The following is a 15,353-nucleotide window of genomic DNA, read 5'->3' on the forward strand; positions in this document are numbered from 1 at the left end:
CTGGATTGCATGGTCTCCACAGCCACGCCGAAGACCAGGCTGCTGCTCGTCGATGACGAGGCTCGTCTGACGGAACTCCTGAAAATGGAACTGGAGGTTGAGGGGTATGAAGTGGATGTGGCCGCTGATGGAGCCACGGGCCTGATCCGGGCCCGCACGGAACCATCTCCTGACCTGATTGTTCTGGACTGGAATCTTCCAGATTTCAGCGGTGTGGACATCTGCCAGCGAATCCGCAGCAGCGCCATCACCACACCGATCCTGATGCTCACCGGCCACGACGATGTGGCTGATCGTGTGACAGCTCTGGATGCTGGGGTCGACGACTATCTGGTGAAGCCTTTTTCGATTGAGGAATTAATGGCACGACTGCGGGCCATGCAACGACGTGCCAGCACGTTCTCTGCAGGGTCTGGCGACGGAGATCATCCTGAAACAATTCAGGTTGCAGACCTGGTGATGAACACCAGCACAAGGGATGTGACCCGTTCAGGCCAGTTCATCCAGCTGTCCGTGAAGGAATACGAGTTACTCAATTTCCTGATGCGTGGTCAGGGGAAAGTGCTCGAACGCTCTGAAATCATGCGCGGAGTCTGGGGTGAGAACTTCTACGGCGACGACAATCTGCTCGATGTCTACATCCGCTATTTGCGCCAAAAGATCGAATCAAGTGAACGCGCAACCTTGATTCACACCGTCAGAGGTGTGGGTTTCATCTTGCGAGAAGAGCGTCAGGCTCAGACGTCTGAATCTTGAGAACGCTCGAGACTGGTCATCAGTTGCCCCACCAGCAGTGACACGGCATCGGCGCCAGAAGCAGTGAGCGGATTGAGGTCCAGATCGCCAGGGTCAACAGCCACCCAGCCGCCGGCCTCAGGCCGACGCAGTTCAAAATGCAGATGAGGTCCCGTACTGAGGCCGGTGCTGCCCACACGGCCGATCACCTCACCCTGGCGAACCTTCTCGCCGGACTTCACGTAGATCTCTGAAAGATGTCCGTACAGGGTCCGGCGTTTGGACTGGGCATGATCCAGCTCCACAGCAATGCCATAACCACCCGCCAGCCCGCTGCTCAGAACGGTTCCTGACAACGCAGCGACCACCGGGGTCCCTTCAGGAGCAGCCAGATCCTTGCCGGCATGCATCAACCATCTCCCGATGATCGGATGGATCCTCCAGCCGAAGTCACTTGTGGTGATTGCTGAACCGATGATCGGGAACAGCAGCTTGCGATCGCCGTTGCCAGAGATCGAAGCCGGTCGGGGAGATACTGCAAACACCGTCTCAAGACGGAACGTTGCAGAGGAGCCTGCCAGCAAAGCCTTCACCGGTACTGAAATCGGAGGAAGCGGTGTGCCATCAAAACCGCGTCTGGACAAGCCGGTCAGCGTTTCATCACGGCCTTTCCAGACAACGCGCGGTTGCAGGCGATAACTCCGGAGGCGCACGGCCACACCGCTGCTGCATTCCTGCTTCGACAGCGCACCGCTTCGGCAGGCCTGCTGGAAGGCTGGAACATCAATGGGTCGGGACTGTTCCCCGGTTTGAATCTGGCGCCGCTCGAGCGGTGTGATGACACGGTTTCGCTCTAGGGACTCCAGCGAACGGTCGAAGCTGAGCGGCGGCGGCAGCGGCTTCAGCTCAGGGGGGGGCACTGGCCCCTGCAGGGCAGGAATGGACAGCAGAACCGATGCGGCAAGCCAACGCAGAACCAACGGATCAAGACGGTCTCATCGATCGAGACTCTAGAGATCCTGATCAGGACTGTCTGTCCAACGGGTCCAGCTGGTCCTCCGGGTCCCCTGTTCCAGAAGCAGACGTCCGTCCATACCGATACCTCGCACTTGCCAGGACTCTCCCGTGCCTGGATCAGCCACCGATGCAGCCCAGAGACGCTGCTCGGCCTGACGGACCACCATGTTGGGCTCAAGCGCCAACTCGCAGGCGCGGTCGAGTGCGCGAAGCACGGCTCCTTGCCAGATCCTCAGCCGACATTTCCCTGAACAAAGCAGTTGCCGCAGGGAGATCGCTCCAGGAGGAACCGGATTATTCACATTGAGCCCGACGCCGATTCGTGCCAGACGGACCCGACTGCCGCGGAAGACCAGAGTGGGCAGCACACCGGCCAGCTTGCGGGACTCAATCATCAGATCATTGGGCCACTTGATGGACACCTTCAGGCCGGTGGACTCGACCTGCTCCGCCAGGGCAAGTGCCACAGTGAGACCGAACAACCCCGTTGAGCATTGCTGCTGAGGCCAGGGGAGAGCCGCACTCAACCAGACACCGCCCATCGGCGCCATCCAGCGGCGTCCGTACTGTCCATGACCACGGATCTGATGGTCAGCCAACACAGCACGAGGAGAGAGTCCAGACCAGGGCTGCTGCACCAACCATTGAGACAACTCACTCTCGGTGCTGGCACAGACGCCCAAACGCCTCAGCCACCAAGCGTCATGCCCATGGAGGCGTAAATCGTGCAGCAGTCGCCCACGTCCCGTACGCACCAAGGTCAATAGTGCTGCTCCCACCAGGGATACAGTCGAGCGACAGCGTTCTCCAGATCCTCGACCGGACGGACAAGAGCCAGCCGCAGCCACCCACGACCCGCATCACCAAAACCGGAACCAGGGGTCAGCGCTACGCCGCAGTGCTCCAGCATCTCAGCCGCAAGCTGTTCGTCGCTCCAGCCCTTGGCACTCGCCCATTCCGGAATTGGCATCCAGAGGTAAAGAGCCATGGATGGCATCGGCACGGTCCAACCGAGATCAGCCAAAGCCTGTCGCATGCGATCGCGGCGCTGGCGATAAACGGGCAGGAGACGTGATGGCCAGTCGGCATGTTGATCCAGCGCCACCACTGCGCCCCGCTGAAGGGCCTGGCACTGGTTGAAATCAACGACACCTTTCAGCTGGCGCAATGCGCTGATCAATGGAGCAGCTCCCACCGCAAACGCCAACCGGAATCCCCCGAGACACCAGCCCTTGGACAGAGAGAAGAATTCAATTCCCCGCTCCCGCCAATGGGGGCAGCGCAGCAGAGACGGGGCATCACCCTCCAACGCCAGATCCACATAAGGGTTGTCGTGGGCCAGCACTAGATCGTGTTGAACCGAACGGTGCATGGCCTCGTCAAGCCAGGCCTGCTCTCCGGTGCAGGCGGTGGGGTTGTGAGGAAAACCGAGCACCATCAGACGCAACTGCTGCCATTGCTCTGCGGAGAGCGTGTCGAAGTCTGGAGCCCAATCCCGCTCAGCTGTGAGTGGAAGGGTGTAGATGTCTGCATCCGCCAGTTCCAGGCCACCGCGGTGAGAGGGGTAGGAGGGGTCAAGAATCAGAGCCGAATCACCGGGATCAAGAACGGCAAGAGGCAGATGCGCCGTACCTTCCTGCGATCCCACCAAGAGGAGCACTTCCGTCTCCGCATCCACTGGAACACCGAATCGATGCTGAACCCATGCGGCAGCAGCACGCCTGAACGATTGTGTTCCTGCATGGAGGCAGTAGGAGGCGCTGGAGGGATGCTCAAGCACCTCGGCCATCGCTTTCACGGCAGCGACTGGTGGCGCCAGATCAGTGGAGCCGAGAGACAGGTCAATCAGGGCCTGATGCTGCTGCCTTTCGCTGTCGACATAGGCCGACTTGCGCCGGTCATTGCGATCAAAGACACCGCTACCGAGCCTTGCGAGGCGATCAGAGGTGATCATCCGGAAAGGTCTTCGGTTGAGGGCGGGTGATCACGACGGATGACCACAACTCCGTGATCAGATCTTGTCAATGGATCGGCGGAGCTCTTCAAGGTCGTTGTCGACCTCAGACACGTTCACCGGCTGAACAGCATCTGCCTTGCCCTGGTCAGCTGCAGGCAATGCAACGGCTTCGGGGCCGCCGGCCAGTTGCTGGCGAAGGGCTGCAAGATCATCATCAACATCATCTCCACCCTCAAGGGCTGCGAACTGGCTCTCCAGATCAGCTCCTGCCAGTTCAGCCGCGGCCTGACTGCTGGCTTCCATCGCCTGAACCTTGTCCTCCATCCGCTCAAAGGCGGCCATGGCGGAATTACTGCCCATATTCCCCACGGCACTCTGGAGCTGTTGCTGAGCCTTGGCCGCCTGGGCCCTGGCCTTGAGCATGTCCTTTTTGGTGCGCGCCTCGGCAATTTTGCCCTCAAGTGCCACAAGACTCTTCTTGAGGGTTTCCACCTGAGCGTCCTGACCTTGGACCTGCTTGGCCAGAGAGGCAGAGGTCTCCTGGAATGTTTTGCGCCGGGTGAGTGCCTCTCGGGCCAGATCCTCTTCGTTCTTCTTGAGAGCGAGCTCTGCCCGTTCGTACCAGGTACGAGCCTGGGATTCCGCTTGATCGGCCTGATTGCGAAGGCGCTTCTGACTGGCGATCGCCATGGCAACAGCCTGGCGCAGCTTCACCAAATCCTCCTGCATGTCCGCCACGGACTGGTCGAGAATCTTGACGGGATCCTCGGCCTTGCTCACGAGATCGTTGACATTGGCGCGCAGCAGTCGGCTGAGCCGGTCGAAGAAACCCATGGATCGGGGCGAGCAGCAGCCTGAGGGTAGCGAGCAAATCAACAGTGCCTGCCTAAGGTCGTCTCAAATCGGCAATTGGCATGGGTCGGGCCCCGAAATCGCAGCGACGCCGCTTCGGGAAGGGTGAGGTGCTCATGCCACCTGAACCGGCACCCGTTCAGGCGATCAGCGGATGTCTGGAGGCTCTCCAAAGCAGCTGGAGGCAGGAGGGTTCACTGGCTGCGCTCTGGCAAGACTGGCCGAAACTGTCGGGCGATCCACTCTCCAGCCATTGCCAACCGCTAGCCCTGCGGAGCGGAATGCTGACTGTGGGAGCCAGCCATCCCCAGTGGCGCCAGGCCTTGCTGTACAGCAAACCGCAGCTGCTCGCAGCCATTCGTGCCGCAGGCCATCCCGTGCGCGATCTGCGGATTCAGCAACACCATCCTGCGCCGCGTCAGCTGGTCGGAGATCCACTCGAGGAGTGGAAACGCCATCCCAGTCGTATTGATGTGCATGGCATCGCGCCATGTCCACGTTGTGGAACGCCCTCTCCCATGGGAGAGATGGCCCAGTGGGGCCATTGCAGTTTCTGCCGCCGTATCGAGCTGAGCGAATTGTCGGAACCGGGTGAACGCGATCAGTAGCGCTCGGGTCGTGGTCTTGTCCAGGTGAGATCGACCCCCTGATCACGAAGATCCGCAGCACGCTGCTCAAATCGAGACCTATCCAAACGCCACAACTCGTAGATGCCGGCGCTCCCCAGTTTTTGCGGCTTAAGGCCCTGCCAGTGCTGCTTGGCTGCCGTCCCCTTGTTGATAACAACCAGAACCGAGGGCGACGCATCGACCTCCGTGCGAGGCAAGCCCTGGAAACCTTGTCGCTGCTCACGACTAAGACGATCAGCGATGTTGATGAACGCAGATTTTGATTGGCCTTCGTAGAGCACCACCTGGTCTGTGTAGAAATGGAGTGAAGGCTTGAGCACACCGACCATCGCCAGGGGTTCCCCAGGCCGGCGTTGAGCCACAACCTGTTGTGCGACCTGGCGGACCGGCAGCTGACGAACCCGGTCCCCAAGCTGGATCATCGGCACGAGTGCAATGAGCTGAAACAGCACCATGGGTCCCTGCCAAGCCAGCAGTCGTCCGGGCACAGCGCCCCAGAAACTCCTGGTTCCAAGCAGGACGGCAACCACGAAACACACCGCAGCCCTGATCACCAAGCCACTCGCCAGCAGCTCAGCCGGCAGGGTGGGCATCTCCGGATCCTGAATCAGTGGAATCCAGAGGGGCGATGCCAGCAGACCAGCCGACAGGATCACTGTGCAAAGCGCCGTTGAACACCAAGCAATCCACAAACCCTTGCGTTGCTGAAGAGACGTGGGAAGAGCGGTCAAAGCGATCAGCAAGGCGGCGGCAGGTGTGGCAGGAAGCCAATAGCTGGGCAACTTGGTTGCCGCTGCAGTGAACAGCAGAAACACCGCCAGCAACCAGCAGCCGGCGAAATGACCGAGGCTGTCGCGGACGGGAATGCGCCGCAAGGAAGCACCTCCCGCGAAATCGGCAATCACCCGTCCCAACCCGAAGACCAGCAGCGGGGTGAAGGGAAATGACGCCACCACCAGCACAGGCCCGAAAAACCACCAGGGCTGCAGATGGTCGTTTACCACGCTGGTGAGGCGCTGAAGATTGTGATATCCGAAAAAGCTGTCCCAGAAAGGCTGTCCCTCCACCAGCAGCTCAGCTGCATACCAAGGAAGACTGATCAGGCCTGTGATCACAAGTCCTTGCACAGGCCTCAGAGACGTCCACAATCCTGAGAGATCCCGGCGAATGAAGGCGAACAGCACCAGGGTGATGCCTGTGAGCACAACCGCCACCGGGCCCTTGGTCAGCACGGCGAAGGCCAGAACAATCCAGGCCAGCCACCAACGCCGACCCGATCCACTCGCATAGCAGCGCCATTGGCAGAGCAGGCTGAGAGCGAGCATCCCAGTGAGCAACGAATCACTGACAGCGGTTCTGCTCCAGATCAGCACCAGCGGAGACAGGCCAAAAGCCAGGGATGCGGCGATGGCCGTCCGACGCGGAAACGAATCGCCCCGCACTGGATAACGCAGCAGGGTGTCCCCAAGAGCGAGCATGGTCAGCACCGAGGCCAGGGCTGAAGGCAAACGGGCCGCCCAAGTGCCGAGCGGGTCCCAGACACTCCCTACCGGCAAGGCATATCCCAGACCCATCAGCCAGTACACCAGGGGTGGTTTGTCGAACCGGGGCAACCCGTTGACCCTGGGTGTGAGCCAGTCACCGGTCTCCGCCATGGCGCGAGCCGACGCCGCGAACAATGGAGGCGTTTCATCAACGAGACCGGTGCTGCCGAGCTTCCAGCAGAAGATCGCCACTGCCAGCACAAGGATGAGCAGCATTCCATGCCGTCGCTGCCGAACGGTTGGCAGAACGACCGAAGAAGTCGGGGCTGATGAATCCGCTGTCATCAGGAGATGGTGCCATCTCCTGGTGTCAGCCCCCTGCGGATCCAGGCTTCGACCCGAGTGGCCAATCCCTCCTGACTCGCGCAGCGCTCAACCCAGCGCCGGCAGGCAACACGGTCGATAGCCGAAGCCTGAAGTGTTGCTTGAGCCAGAGCTTCCCGATCATCGGGAGCCACCAGCCAACCGGTTTCGCCGTTCTGAATAATCTCTCCAGGACCACCGCGGTCGTAGGCGATCACCGGCACACCACAGGCCAAGGCCTCAACAACAACATTGCCGTAAGCCTCGTTCCACTTCGGTGTGTTGAGCAGCGCTCTGCAACCGCCAAGTTCACGCTGCAGCTCAGCGGTGGGCTTGAAGCCGCACCACTCAATTGTTCCTGCTGGAACAGCACTCTCCACTCGCCTGGCATAGGCGTCGTCCTCGACCAGCCCCCAAACACGCAGTGTCTCACCAAGCTGAGCCGCAACCGATGCCGCATCCTCAAGCCCCTTTTCAGGCGCCACTCGTCCGGCCCAGCCCAGTGGACCATCCGTTGTGAGCTGCAGCTGATACCGGGAGAGATCAAAACCATTACCCACCACTTCAGGTGGCTTAATCAGGGCGAAGTCGTCGGCCTGCCGACAGGTATGAAAGGCGAGGCGACGCTGATCCCAGCGCGCCAGATCGGCCACAGCACAGTCCATCACCGCAGACACGGAGCCCATGCTCACCAGGTGAAAAATCTTCGGCTCGACGTGGGGAGTCAGCCATAACGGCAGCCAGTCGTATCCAAAGTTGAGCAGTGCATCAACATCGCAGGCCAGTTCAAGCGCCCGATCCCAAAGTCGAGGCAGCACAGCATCACGAGGAATCTGCATCGGAGCGTTCCGGTCCGCATGCTGCCAACTCGGCTGATCAACACCCGCAACGGTGTGGAGGGTCACTCGTTCATCCTTCACCGGTGAAGAGGAGCCTTCAGGGGCAACGAGGTGCAGATGATGGTCACGCTGGGCAAGGCCCTTCACCAACGATCCCAGCGTGAGCTCAACACCACCGCCCCGGCCGCTGCCGAGCTGTCCGACGGGTGTGCTCACCAGCACAAGAGTTAGAGGACGATCGATCATGCCTTCAGGTCTCCAGGACGCGTGATCGACGCCGATACCCAGGGCTCCCAGAGGCGCTGTCGCTGACTCACCAACAGCACAGAGATCAGCACCAACAGCACTGCCAACCACTGCAGGGTGTCGAGGCGTTCTCCCAGCAACACTCCCCCGGAGGCGAGTGCAAACACTGGCGTCAGGAAGCCCAGCGTGCTGAAACCGGTGAGGTCCTCGCGGTTCGCGAACCAGAAAAACAGGGAATAGGCCAGAGCACTGCCAAGAAGCGACGCATAGGCCATCTGAGCCCAGTCGAGGACCGACCAAGCTGGGATCAGAGCTGTGCTGGCGTCGAGACCATGCCAGACGAGCAGAGGCACTCCACCCAACACCATGTGCCACCCGGTAACCGCCACGGGATCACTGTTTTTGCAGGCGAAGCGACACAGCACAGTGCCCAGAGCCATCGCCAGTGCCGCCAGCAGCATCCAGCCCGTGCCGTCCTGCCAGCCGGTCTGCAGATCGGAAAGATCAGCCTGCAACCACCAGTGCTGGAGCAGCGGTGCCGGGACCCCAAGACAGACGATGCCGGACAGTCCGACCACAAGGCCAATCCAGCCGATCGGATTGATCGACTCTGCGAACAGCCAGCGCGCGAGCAGAGCCACGATCAAGGGCTGCGAATCGATCAAGACTGATCCGAGGCCTGCACCAGTGCCCTGTAGCCCTTTGGCCAGAAAAAACTGGAAGAGGATTGCATCCACGAGAGTGAACACCAGAAACCAGCCACGATCAGCAGGATCAACGCTCAGCCGCCTCCCCAAAAAAGGCACAGCGATCAGCAGCACGATGCCAGCAGGAAGCAGACGCAGACAGGCCACCAAAGGAGCCCCGCCCGACTCCACCAGAGGGGCCATGGCCGCCATTGCGGTACCCCACAGAGCGAAGGGCAACACCATCAGCAGCCCGCGCTGCAGGGTCGTCATGGAAATAGGCCGACAGGGTCCTTTTTAAGATCCGGCGAGTTGAACAGAGGATCATGGGGTGGCTGTGGCGCCGCAAGTCCAAACGCCGCATGGCGCGCATCGTCATTGAGGGCGCGATCAGTGGCTCGACACGACGCAGGGTGCTGAAGGCTCTGCGCGACGTGCAGGAGCGGGAGTTTCCAGCTCTCCTGCTGCGCATCGACAGTCCCGGGGGGACAGTCGGCGACAGTCAGGAAATCCATGCAGCTCTGCTGCGGCTGCGCGAAAAAGGCTGCAAGGTTGTGGCCAGCTTCGGCAACATTTCTGCCTCAGGAGGTGTGTATGTCGGTGTGGCAGCCGATTCGATCGTGGCCAATCCCGGCACGATCACCGGCTCGATCGGTGTGATTCTGCGGGGCAACAACCTCTCGGAACTGCTGGCGAAAGTCGGTGTCCGCTTCGAAACCGTGAAGAGCGGTGCTTTCAAGGACATTCTTTCCCCTGATAGGGCCCTCAGTCCGGAGGAGCGCGAGCTTCTCCAAAGCCTGATCGACAGCAGTTACGACCAGTTCGTGGGCGCCGTTGCCGAGGGCCGTGGGTTGGACAAGGACAAGGTCCGAACCTTCGCTGATGGGCGGGTGTTCAGTGGAGCACAGGCCAAAGATCTCGGCCTTGTTGATGAACTAGGCGACGAGGAACAGGCTCGATTGGTGGCAGCCCGTTTGGCTGAGCTTGATGAAGAGCGCTGCCGGCCAGTGACCCTTGGTAAGCCGCGCAAGCGTCTCCTGCAGGGCTTACCTGGATCAAGCCTGCTGCTGCGACTCGATCAGTTACTGACCACGGAACTTGAGCTCAGCGGCCAACCCCTCTGGATGTACAGACCATGACAGCCCCCCGGCTGTTGCGAGGTCTGCGCGGTGCCACCACCTGCGCTGATAACAGCGCAGACGCCATTCGAGAGGCTGTTACCGAGCTGGTGGATGCCCTGATGGATCAGAACGCTTTGGATCCCGAACAGCTGGTCTCGGTGACTTTCTCCGCGACCTCCGACCTGGACGCCAGCTTTCCCGCAGCGGCGGCGCGGCACCGATCAGGTTGGGAGGACGTCGCCCTTCTGGATGTGCAGCAGATGGTTGTCCCGGGGGATCTTGCACGTTGCATCCGGCTACTCGCCCACGCCTGGATTCCTGCTGATCGGCAGCTGCACCATCCGTACCTGAGGACAGCCGCACGTCTGCGCCCGGACCGATCTGGTCACAACTGACAGATCAGGGGCCGACCCCCGAAGCACCTGCATTCGGGAGATTCTCAGGACAATCCGTTCACGACTCACGGCATTCGCGCCGACTGCTCCGGAATCACGATGAAACGACTTTTTCCTCCCACTTCAAAACTCAGTGCTGGTGTGACAGCTCTGATCGGCTGCGGAATCATCAGCGGAGCGGCTCTGCTGCCAAGCTTGATCAAGCCTGCCGTTGCACAGAACACACCTTCCCTTCTGGAATTCAGATGGGATACAGACGCTGGTTATCGCAAGCTCTACTTCGTACAAAGCAGCCAACGCCGAAGTGATCGCTCGGAGTACTACTTCATGCTGCGCAAGAAGGATCGCAAGACCGCGATCCTCAAGCTAAGCATCACTGTTCCCAGTTATTTCGATGCAAAAATCCGTCCGGAAGCTTTATCCCTTTGCAAGATGAAGATGGGAGGAGTGCTCGCTCGAAGCAAATGCACAGAAGTTCTTCCGGCGGTGTTTGAAGTCAACGAGAAACAAACGGCCATAGAAGTTTTTCCTGACACTCCGATACCGACTGGCGGCACCTACGCCGTCGTGATGAACGTCTTCAACCCGAGCCAGGGGGGAATGTTCCAGTTCAATGCCCTGGCGCAAGCCCCCGGAGACGTTCCCATATCTGGCTACCTCGGCAGCTGGCTTGTGGATATCGACTGACCCCGGCTGATAAACTCGCTCCTTGACGAAAGGCCGGGTGCCGGAAAAATTCCATGACGAAACGAACCCTCGGAGGCACAAGTCGCAAGCGCAGGCGCGTTTCCGGTTTCAGAGTGCGCATGCGTACGCACACTGGACGTCGCGTGATTCGCAGCCGCCGCAAGCGCGGACGCTCACGCCTGTCCGTTTGATTCGTTCGGATTGCTGCGATGGTTTTGCCGGCATCCATGCGTCTGCGCGGCCATCGCTGTTTTGACCATCTGCATCGGAAAGGCAAACGCTTCAACGGCACCTTGATGGTGCTGAGAAGGGCATCAGCCCACAATTCCTTGCTCAAACGACCGGCGACTCCGAAGGGGTCGGTCAGCCCGAGCAGTCCTGCAACCTGCCGAGTGGCTGTGGTGATCAGCAGCAAGGTGAGTAAGCGCGCCGTGATCAGGAATCGATTGAGGCGACGCCTGCACGATCATCTGCGTTCAAGATTCGAACACGCACCAGAACACGCCAGCGCCTGGCTTCTGGTCAGTTTGAAGCCTGGAGCAGCCACAGAGGATCACGACTTGCTGGAAGAATGCGACAGATTGCTTGTACAGGCGGGCCTGAAGTCATGACCAGCTCAATACAGGAAGAAACCTTCTACGAGGGCGGCCCTGCGAAAGGAGATCTCATCTTCAACGTTCTTTTGGGCTTCACCCTGATTGGCCTGCCATTCACCGTGGGGGCCATCGTGAGGACTCTGTGGCTGCGCTTCCGCATCACCAGTCGACGGGTCTCCGTAAGCGGCGGCTGGATGGGCAAGGACCGCAGCCAGGTGGTCTACAGCCAGATCCGCGAGGTGCGCTGCGTACCCCGTGGTTTTGGCGCATGGGGAGACATGGTTCTCGTGCTCACGGATGGATCACGACTGGAGCTTCGTTCGATGCCGAACTTCCGTGAGGTCGAGACCTACATCCAGGAACGCATCAAGAGCAGGCCCGAATCCAACGGTTCCAGCACTGACAGCATTCCAAGCAAAGGCTTCGCTGCCTAATCCTGAACGTCAACGCAACGGCCTCGACGCTGTTGCACACTGGCATCACCCTTCACCGCCCATCGGAACGCCATCGTGATCGGTTACATCTCCGACAATCTGCTGCTGCCGATCCTGGATTTCTTCTATGGACTGGTGCCCAGCTACGGGCTCGCGATCGTGGCTCTCACGGTGGTGATCCGCCTGGCTCTGTTTCCGCTCAGCGCAGGATCCATCCGCAGCGCACGGCGCATGCGCATCGCCCAGCCGGTGATGCAGAAGCGGCAGGCCGAGATCAAGTCTCGCTTTGCCAGCAACCCTCAGAAACAGCAGGAGGAGCTGGGCAAATTAATGAAGGAGTTCGGCAGCCCGCTGGCTGGTTGCCTGCCCCTCTTGGTGCAGATGCCGATCCTGTTTGCGTTGTTCGCCACGCTGCGTGGGTCACCGTTCGCGGACGTTCCCTACACCCTCAATCTCAAAGTGCTGCCCGCCGAGCAAATCGCGGCGGTGGAGCCAAAACCGTTCAGCAGTGCGAGCCATTCGATCTTCGTCACGGAGACTGATCACGTCCCCGTGATCGCCAGCCTGCCCGGTGGAACCAAGATCGGCACCGGTGACAGCGTCCAGATCCAGCTCCAGACCAAAAGCGGAGAGGCGTTCTCAGAGGTCTTGGACGAGGTCGAGAACGGCAAGTCTTTCCTTCCTGATTGGACGGTCACCAAAGGCGAATCGATCGTGTCGGTCTCCGAAGCCGGAGAGATCACAGCGCTGGCTCCCGGTGACGCGACCGTTGAAGGCAAGATCCCCGGTCTGGCCGCCCGCAGCGGTTTCCTGTTCATCAAGGCTCTTGGACAGGTGGGCTTCTACACCGACGGAGCCGTCAACTGGGATATCGCCATCCTCGTGGGCTCCTTTGGTCTGAGCCTGTTCATTTCCCAGCTGCTGTCGGGGATGGGCATGCCTGCGAATCCGCAGCAGTCCACAGCCAACAAGATCACCCCGGTGATGATCACGGGAATGTTTCTGTTCTTCCCTCTGCCGGCGGGCGTTCTGCTTTACATGGTGATCGCCAATATCTTCCAGGCTTTGCAGACCTTCCTGCTGACTCGTGAAGCTTTACCGGACAATCTGCAGGCCATCCTGGACGAACAGCTCAAGCAGCAACCCGCACCAGCCGCCGCCGGTGGTTTTCCTGGAAGCCGCTTGCCTTTCGAGCCAAAGGGCGGCAACAAATGATTCCCGGCCTTGAGCCGGTACCGCTCAGGGAGCTACAAGCTCTGGGAACCTCCAGGGTCTGGTCAGTGGATGGTCAACTCGATGAGATGCCCAGCCTCACACCCGTGCGAGGCACTCTCAGGGCAGAACATCTCGGCAACCTCCTCGAGGTTGAAGGTTCAGTGCAGACCATCGTCTGCCTGCGCTGCGACCGTTGTCTCGGTCATTTCAACCAACAGCTCAACGCTGTCTCCAAGGAACTGATCTGGCTGGGCCAGGAACCGAGCGACGATCATCTCGCCGAAGCAGGGCTCGACCCGACGTCTCCCGATGGCCTTATGGAGTGCCTGAACCCACGCGCTGATTTCGAACCGGAACGCTGGGTGTTCGAACAGCTCAGCCTTCAGATGTCAGTCGTCAATCGCTGCGGGGAGCATTGCCCAGGAATGCCGCAAACACCATCGGACGCTTCCTCAACCAGCAAGGAGATAACTCCTGATCCCCGCTGGCAGGCCCTGAAGGATCTGCAGGCGTCGATGCAACACAACGGGACAAACCATGACCGATAACTGGATCGCACAGCTGGATCTCTTGATCCGGTCAGGCACACCGTTGATTTGGATCCGCAGCCATGAGGAAGAGCGCGTGGAAACGCTGCTGCGCCAGACCTCGGAGCGACTTCCCGATCGCACACTGACCTGCTGGGATTTCGTGGGAGGCCTCAGTGGCGCCTTGGGCCAGGAACAGCTGGGTGCCCGACAGCCGATGGCGGTGCTGCAGTGGCTACAGGAGCGCTCCCCTTCCAGTCCAACCCTGCTGCTGCTCAAGGATGTGCACCGGTTCTGTGAAGACCCGGGAATCGCCCGCATGCTGCGGAACCTTGCCAGCCAACTGCGAACCACGCCACACACCTTGATCGTGACCTGCGGGCAATGGACGCCCCCAGCCGACCTGGATGAAGCCCTCACGCTGATGGACCTTCCCTTGCCCCAGGAACAGGAGTTGCGAACACTGTTGGCCAACATCGCCAGAGCCAGCGGTCGGGCCCTGGAGGCTGATGTGCTCGAGGAACTCACTCATGCCTGCTGCGGCCTGAGCGAAGCAAGGGTGAGGCATGTGGCCGCCAAAGCACTCGCACAACGTGGATCACTCAGCCGCGAGGACCTGGTGGATGTGTTGGAGGAGAAACGGCTTTCCCTGGCCCGCAGCGAAGTGCTGGAGTTCTGCCGAACCGATGCAACACCTGGCGACATCGGCGGGCTCGAAACACTCAAGCATTGGCTTGATCAACGACACAGAGCCTTCAACGACGATGCACGCCGCTTCGGACTTCCCCTGCCTCGAGGAGTGCTCCTGGTGGGACCTCAGGGCACCGGCAAGTCCCTCACAGCCAGAGCAATCGCCCATAGCTGGTCGATGCCTCTTCTTCGACTGGATGTGGGCCGACTCTTCTCCGGACTGGTTGGAGCCAGTGAAGCCAGAACCCGCGACATGATTCAGCGGGCGGAAGCGATGGCGCCCTGCGTTCTCTGGATCGATGAGATCGACAAGGGATTTGGCAATGACAGCCGCAGTGACGGAGGCACCAGTCAGCGTGTTCTGGCCACCGTGCTCACCTGGATGGCAGAGAAACGCTCTGCGGTGTTTGTGGTGGCCACAGCGAACGGTGTGGAGCGTTTACCAGCGGAGCTACTGCGTAAGGGACGATTTGATGAAATTTTCCTGCTGGATCTGCCGTCAAGAGAGGAGCGTCTGAGCATCCTCAGCCTTCACCTGCAACGGCGTCGCCCTGGCCTCAATCTACCGCTTTCAACCGTGGTCGATCGCACGGACGGCTATTCCGGCGCTGAATTGGAACAGGTGGTGATTGAAGCGATGCACCTTGCCTTCGCCGAAATCCGTGAACTCACGGAAAGCGACATGATCCTGGCGGCATCGCAACTTGTGCCCCTGTCACGCACGGCTAGAGAGCAAATGGAAAGCCTCAAGCAATGGGCCAGCGCCGGGCGAGCCAGACCCGCATCATTGCGAGCCGTAACGAACCCTGACGCGGCGTAACAATCCACCCCCTCAACCCGAGACGAACCCAGTCAGGCTCCGTAAGTTCCAGGAACTGCC

Annotated in this window: 18 protein-coding genes; 11 read left to right on the forward strand and 7 right to left on the reverse strand. The window is 60.2% G+C overall.

The window, feature by feature from the left end; translation table 11 throughout:
- Positions 1 to 9 precede the first annotated feature (9 nt).
- Positions 10 to 756 (forward strand): response regulator transcription factor, encoded by a 747-nt coding sequence (locus SynMITS9220_RS09965; RefSeq protein WP_186988989.1) that lies wholly within the window; start codon positions 10 to 12, stop codon positions 754 to 756.
- Here SynMITS9220_RS09965 and SynMITS9220_RS09970 read toward each other — a convergent pair.
- From SynMITS9220_RS09970 to SynMITS9220_RS09985, 4 genes are read right to left on the reverse strand one after another with little or no spacing between them, the layout of a single operon-like run.
- Positions 738 to 1,715 (reverse strand): M23 family metallopeptidase, encoded by a 978-nt coding sequence (locus SynMITS9220_RS09970; RefSeq protein ID WP_186988991.1) that lies wholly within the window; start codon positions 1,713 to 1,715, stop codon positions 738 to 740. The two genes, SynMITS9220_RS09965 and SynMITS9220_RS09970, sit on opposite strands and share 19 nt — an antisense overlap.
- A 30-nt stretch (positions 1,716 to 1,745) precedes the next feature.
- Positions 1,746 to 2,507 (reverse strand): biotin--[acetyl-CoA-carboxylase] ligase, encoded by a 762-nt coding sequence (locus tag SynMITS9220_RS09975; RefSeq protein WP_370594396.1) that lies wholly within the window; start codon positions 2,505 to 2,507, stop codon positions 1,746 to 1,748.
- 5 nt (positions 2,508 to 2,512) lie between these two features.
- Positions 2,513 to 3,706, reverse strand: coding sequence for an aminotransferase class I/II-fold pyridoxal phosphate-dependent enzyme (locus SynMITS9220_RS09980; RefSeq protein WP_186988993.1), 1,194 nt, complete (start codon positions 3,704 to 3,706; stop codon positions 2,513 to 2,515).
- 57 nt (positions 3,707 to 3,763) lie between these two features.
- Positions 3,764 to 4,543 carry a PspA/IM30 family protein gene (locus SynMITS9220_RS09985; protein WP_067092744.1) on the reverse strand — a complete coding sequence of 260 codons (780 nt, stop codon included), beginning with the start codon at positions 4,541 to 4,543 and terminating at the stop codon, positions 3,764 to 3,766.
- A gap of 80 nt (positions 4,544 to 4,623) precedes the next feature.
- On the opposite strand from SynMITS9220_RS09985, the gene SynMITS9220_RS09990 reads away from it, so the two are divergent.
- Entirely contained in the window at positions 4,624 to 5,169 is a 546-nt protein-coding gene (locus SynMITS9220_RS09990; RefSeq protein ID WP_186988995.1) for a DUF721 domain-containing protein, read from the forward strand.
- On the opposite strand, the gene SynMITS9220_RS09995 is transcribed toward SynMITS9220_RS09990, so the two are convergent.
- The 3 genes from SynMITS9220_RS09995 to SynMITS9220_RS10005 form a co-directional block, all read right to left on the reverse strand.
- Positions 5,163 to 6,950: a glycosyltransferase family 39 protein gene (locus tag SynMITS9220_RS09995; RefSeq protein ID WP_255483037.1), complete on the reverse strand. Its 1,788-nt coding sequence runs from the start codon at positions 6,948 to 6,950 to the stop codon at positions 5,163 to 5,165. The two genes, SynMITS9220_RS09990 and SynMITS9220_RS09995, sit on opposite strands and share 7 nt — an antisense overlap.
- 68 nt (positions 6,951 to 7,018) lie before the next feature.
- The gene (locus SynMITS9220_RS10000) at positions 7,019 to 8,122 is read right to left on the reverse strand and encodes a glycosyltransferase family 4 protein (RefSeq protein ID WP_186992103.1); all 1,104 of its coding nucleotides are present in this window, start codon (positions 8,120 to 8,122) and stop codon (positions 7,019 to 7,021) included.
- Positions 8,119 to 9,081, reverse strand: a complete 963-nt coding sequence (locus SynMITS9220_RS10005) for a DMT family transporter (protein ID WP_186988999.1) — start codon at positions 9,079 to 9,081, stop codon at positions 8,119 to 8,121. The genes SynMITS9220_RS10000 and SynMITS9220_RS10005 overlap by 4 nt, the downstream gene beginning before the upstream one ends.
- A 53-nt stretch (positions 9,082 to 9,134) precedes the next feature.
- Between SynMITS9220_RS10005 and sppA the strand changes: the two genes are divergently transcribed.
- The 9 genes from sppA to SynMITS9220_RS10050 all read left to right on the forward strand — a co-directional run bounded on the left by sppA (position 9,135) and on the right by SynMITS9220_RS10050 (position 15,293).
- Positions 9,135 to 9,947, forward strand: a complete 813-nt coding sequence (gene sppA / locus SynMITS9220_RS10010) for a signal peptide peptidase SppA (protein ID WP_186989001.1) — start codon at positions 9,135 to 9,137, stop codon at positions 9,945 to 9,947.
- Positions 9,944 to 10,324, forward strand: a complete 381-nt coding sequence (gene aroH / locus SynMITS9220_RS10015; RefSeq protein ID WP_186989003.1) for a chorismate mutase — start codon at positions 9,944 to 9,946, stop codon at positions 10,322 to 10,324. Before sppA ends, aroH begins: the two co-directional genes overlap by 4 nt.
- Before the next feature lie 99 nt (positions 10,325 to 10,423).
- Positions 10,424 to 11,011: a DUF2808 domain-containing protein gene (locus SynMITS9220_RS10020; RefSeq protein WP_186989005.1), complete on the forward strand. Its 588-nt coding sequence runs from the start codon at positions 10,424 to 10,426 to the stop codon at positions 11,009 to 11,011.
- A 53-nt stretch (positions 11,012 to 11,064) separates the two neighbouring features.
- Positions 11,065 to 11,202: a 50S ribosomal protein L34 gene (gene rpmH / locus SynMITS9220_RS10025; RefSeq protein ID WP_074159280.1), complete on the forward strand. Its 138-nt coding sequence runs from the start codon at positions 11,065 to 11,067 to the stop codon at positions 11,200 to 11,202.
- An 18-nt stretch (positions 11,203 to 11,220) separates the two neighbouring features.
- The gene (locus SynMITS9220_RS10030; protein WP_186989007.1) at positions 11,221 to 11,622 is read left to right on the forward strand and encodes a ribonuclease P protein component; all 402 of its coding nucleotides are present in this window, start codon (positions 11,221 to 11,223) and stop codon (positions 11,620 to 11,622) included.
- Positions 11,619 to 12,041 (forward strand): PH domain-containing protein, encoded by a 423-nt coding sequence (locus tag SynMITS9220_RS10035; protein WP_186989009.1) that lies wholly within the window; start codon positions 11,619 to 11,621, stop codon positions 12,039 to 12,041. The genes SynMITS9220_RS10030 and SynMITS9220_RS10035 overlap by 4 nt, the downstream gene beginning before the upstream one ends.
- 75 nt (positions 12,042 to 12,116) lie before the next feature.
- Positions 12,117 to 13,256, forward strand: coding sequence for a membrane protein insertase YidC (yidC, locus tag SynMITS9220_RS10040; RefSeq protein ID WP_186989011.1), 1,140 nt, complete (start codon positions 12,117 to 12,119; stop codon positions 13,254 to 13,256).
- Positions 13,253 to 13,804: a DUF177 domain-containing protein gene (locus SynMITS9220_RS10045; RefSeq protein WP_186989013.1), complete on the forward strand. Its 552-nt coding sequence runs from the start codon at positions 13,253 to 13,255 to the stop codon at positions 13,802 to 13,804. Before yidC ends, SynMITS9220_RS10045 begins: the two co-directional genes overlap by 4 nt.
- Positions 13,794 to 15,293 carry an AAA family ATPase gene (locus tag SynMITS9220_RS10050; protein ID WP_115125146.1) on the forward strand — a complete coding sequence of 500 codons (1,500 nt, stop codon included), beginning with the start codon at positions 13,794 to 13,796 and terminating at the stop codon, positions 15,291 to 15,293. The genes SynMITS9220_RS10045 and SynMITS9220_RS10050 overlap by 11 nt, the downstream gene beginning before the upstream one ends.
- The last annotated feature ends 60 nt before the right edge of the window (positions 15,294 to 15,353 follow it).

This window comes from Synechococcus sp. MIT S9220, from assembly GCF_014304815.1.
Classification (GTDB): domain Bacteria; phylum Cyanobacteriota; class Cyanobacteriia; order PCC-6307; family Cyanobiaceae; genus Synechococcus_C.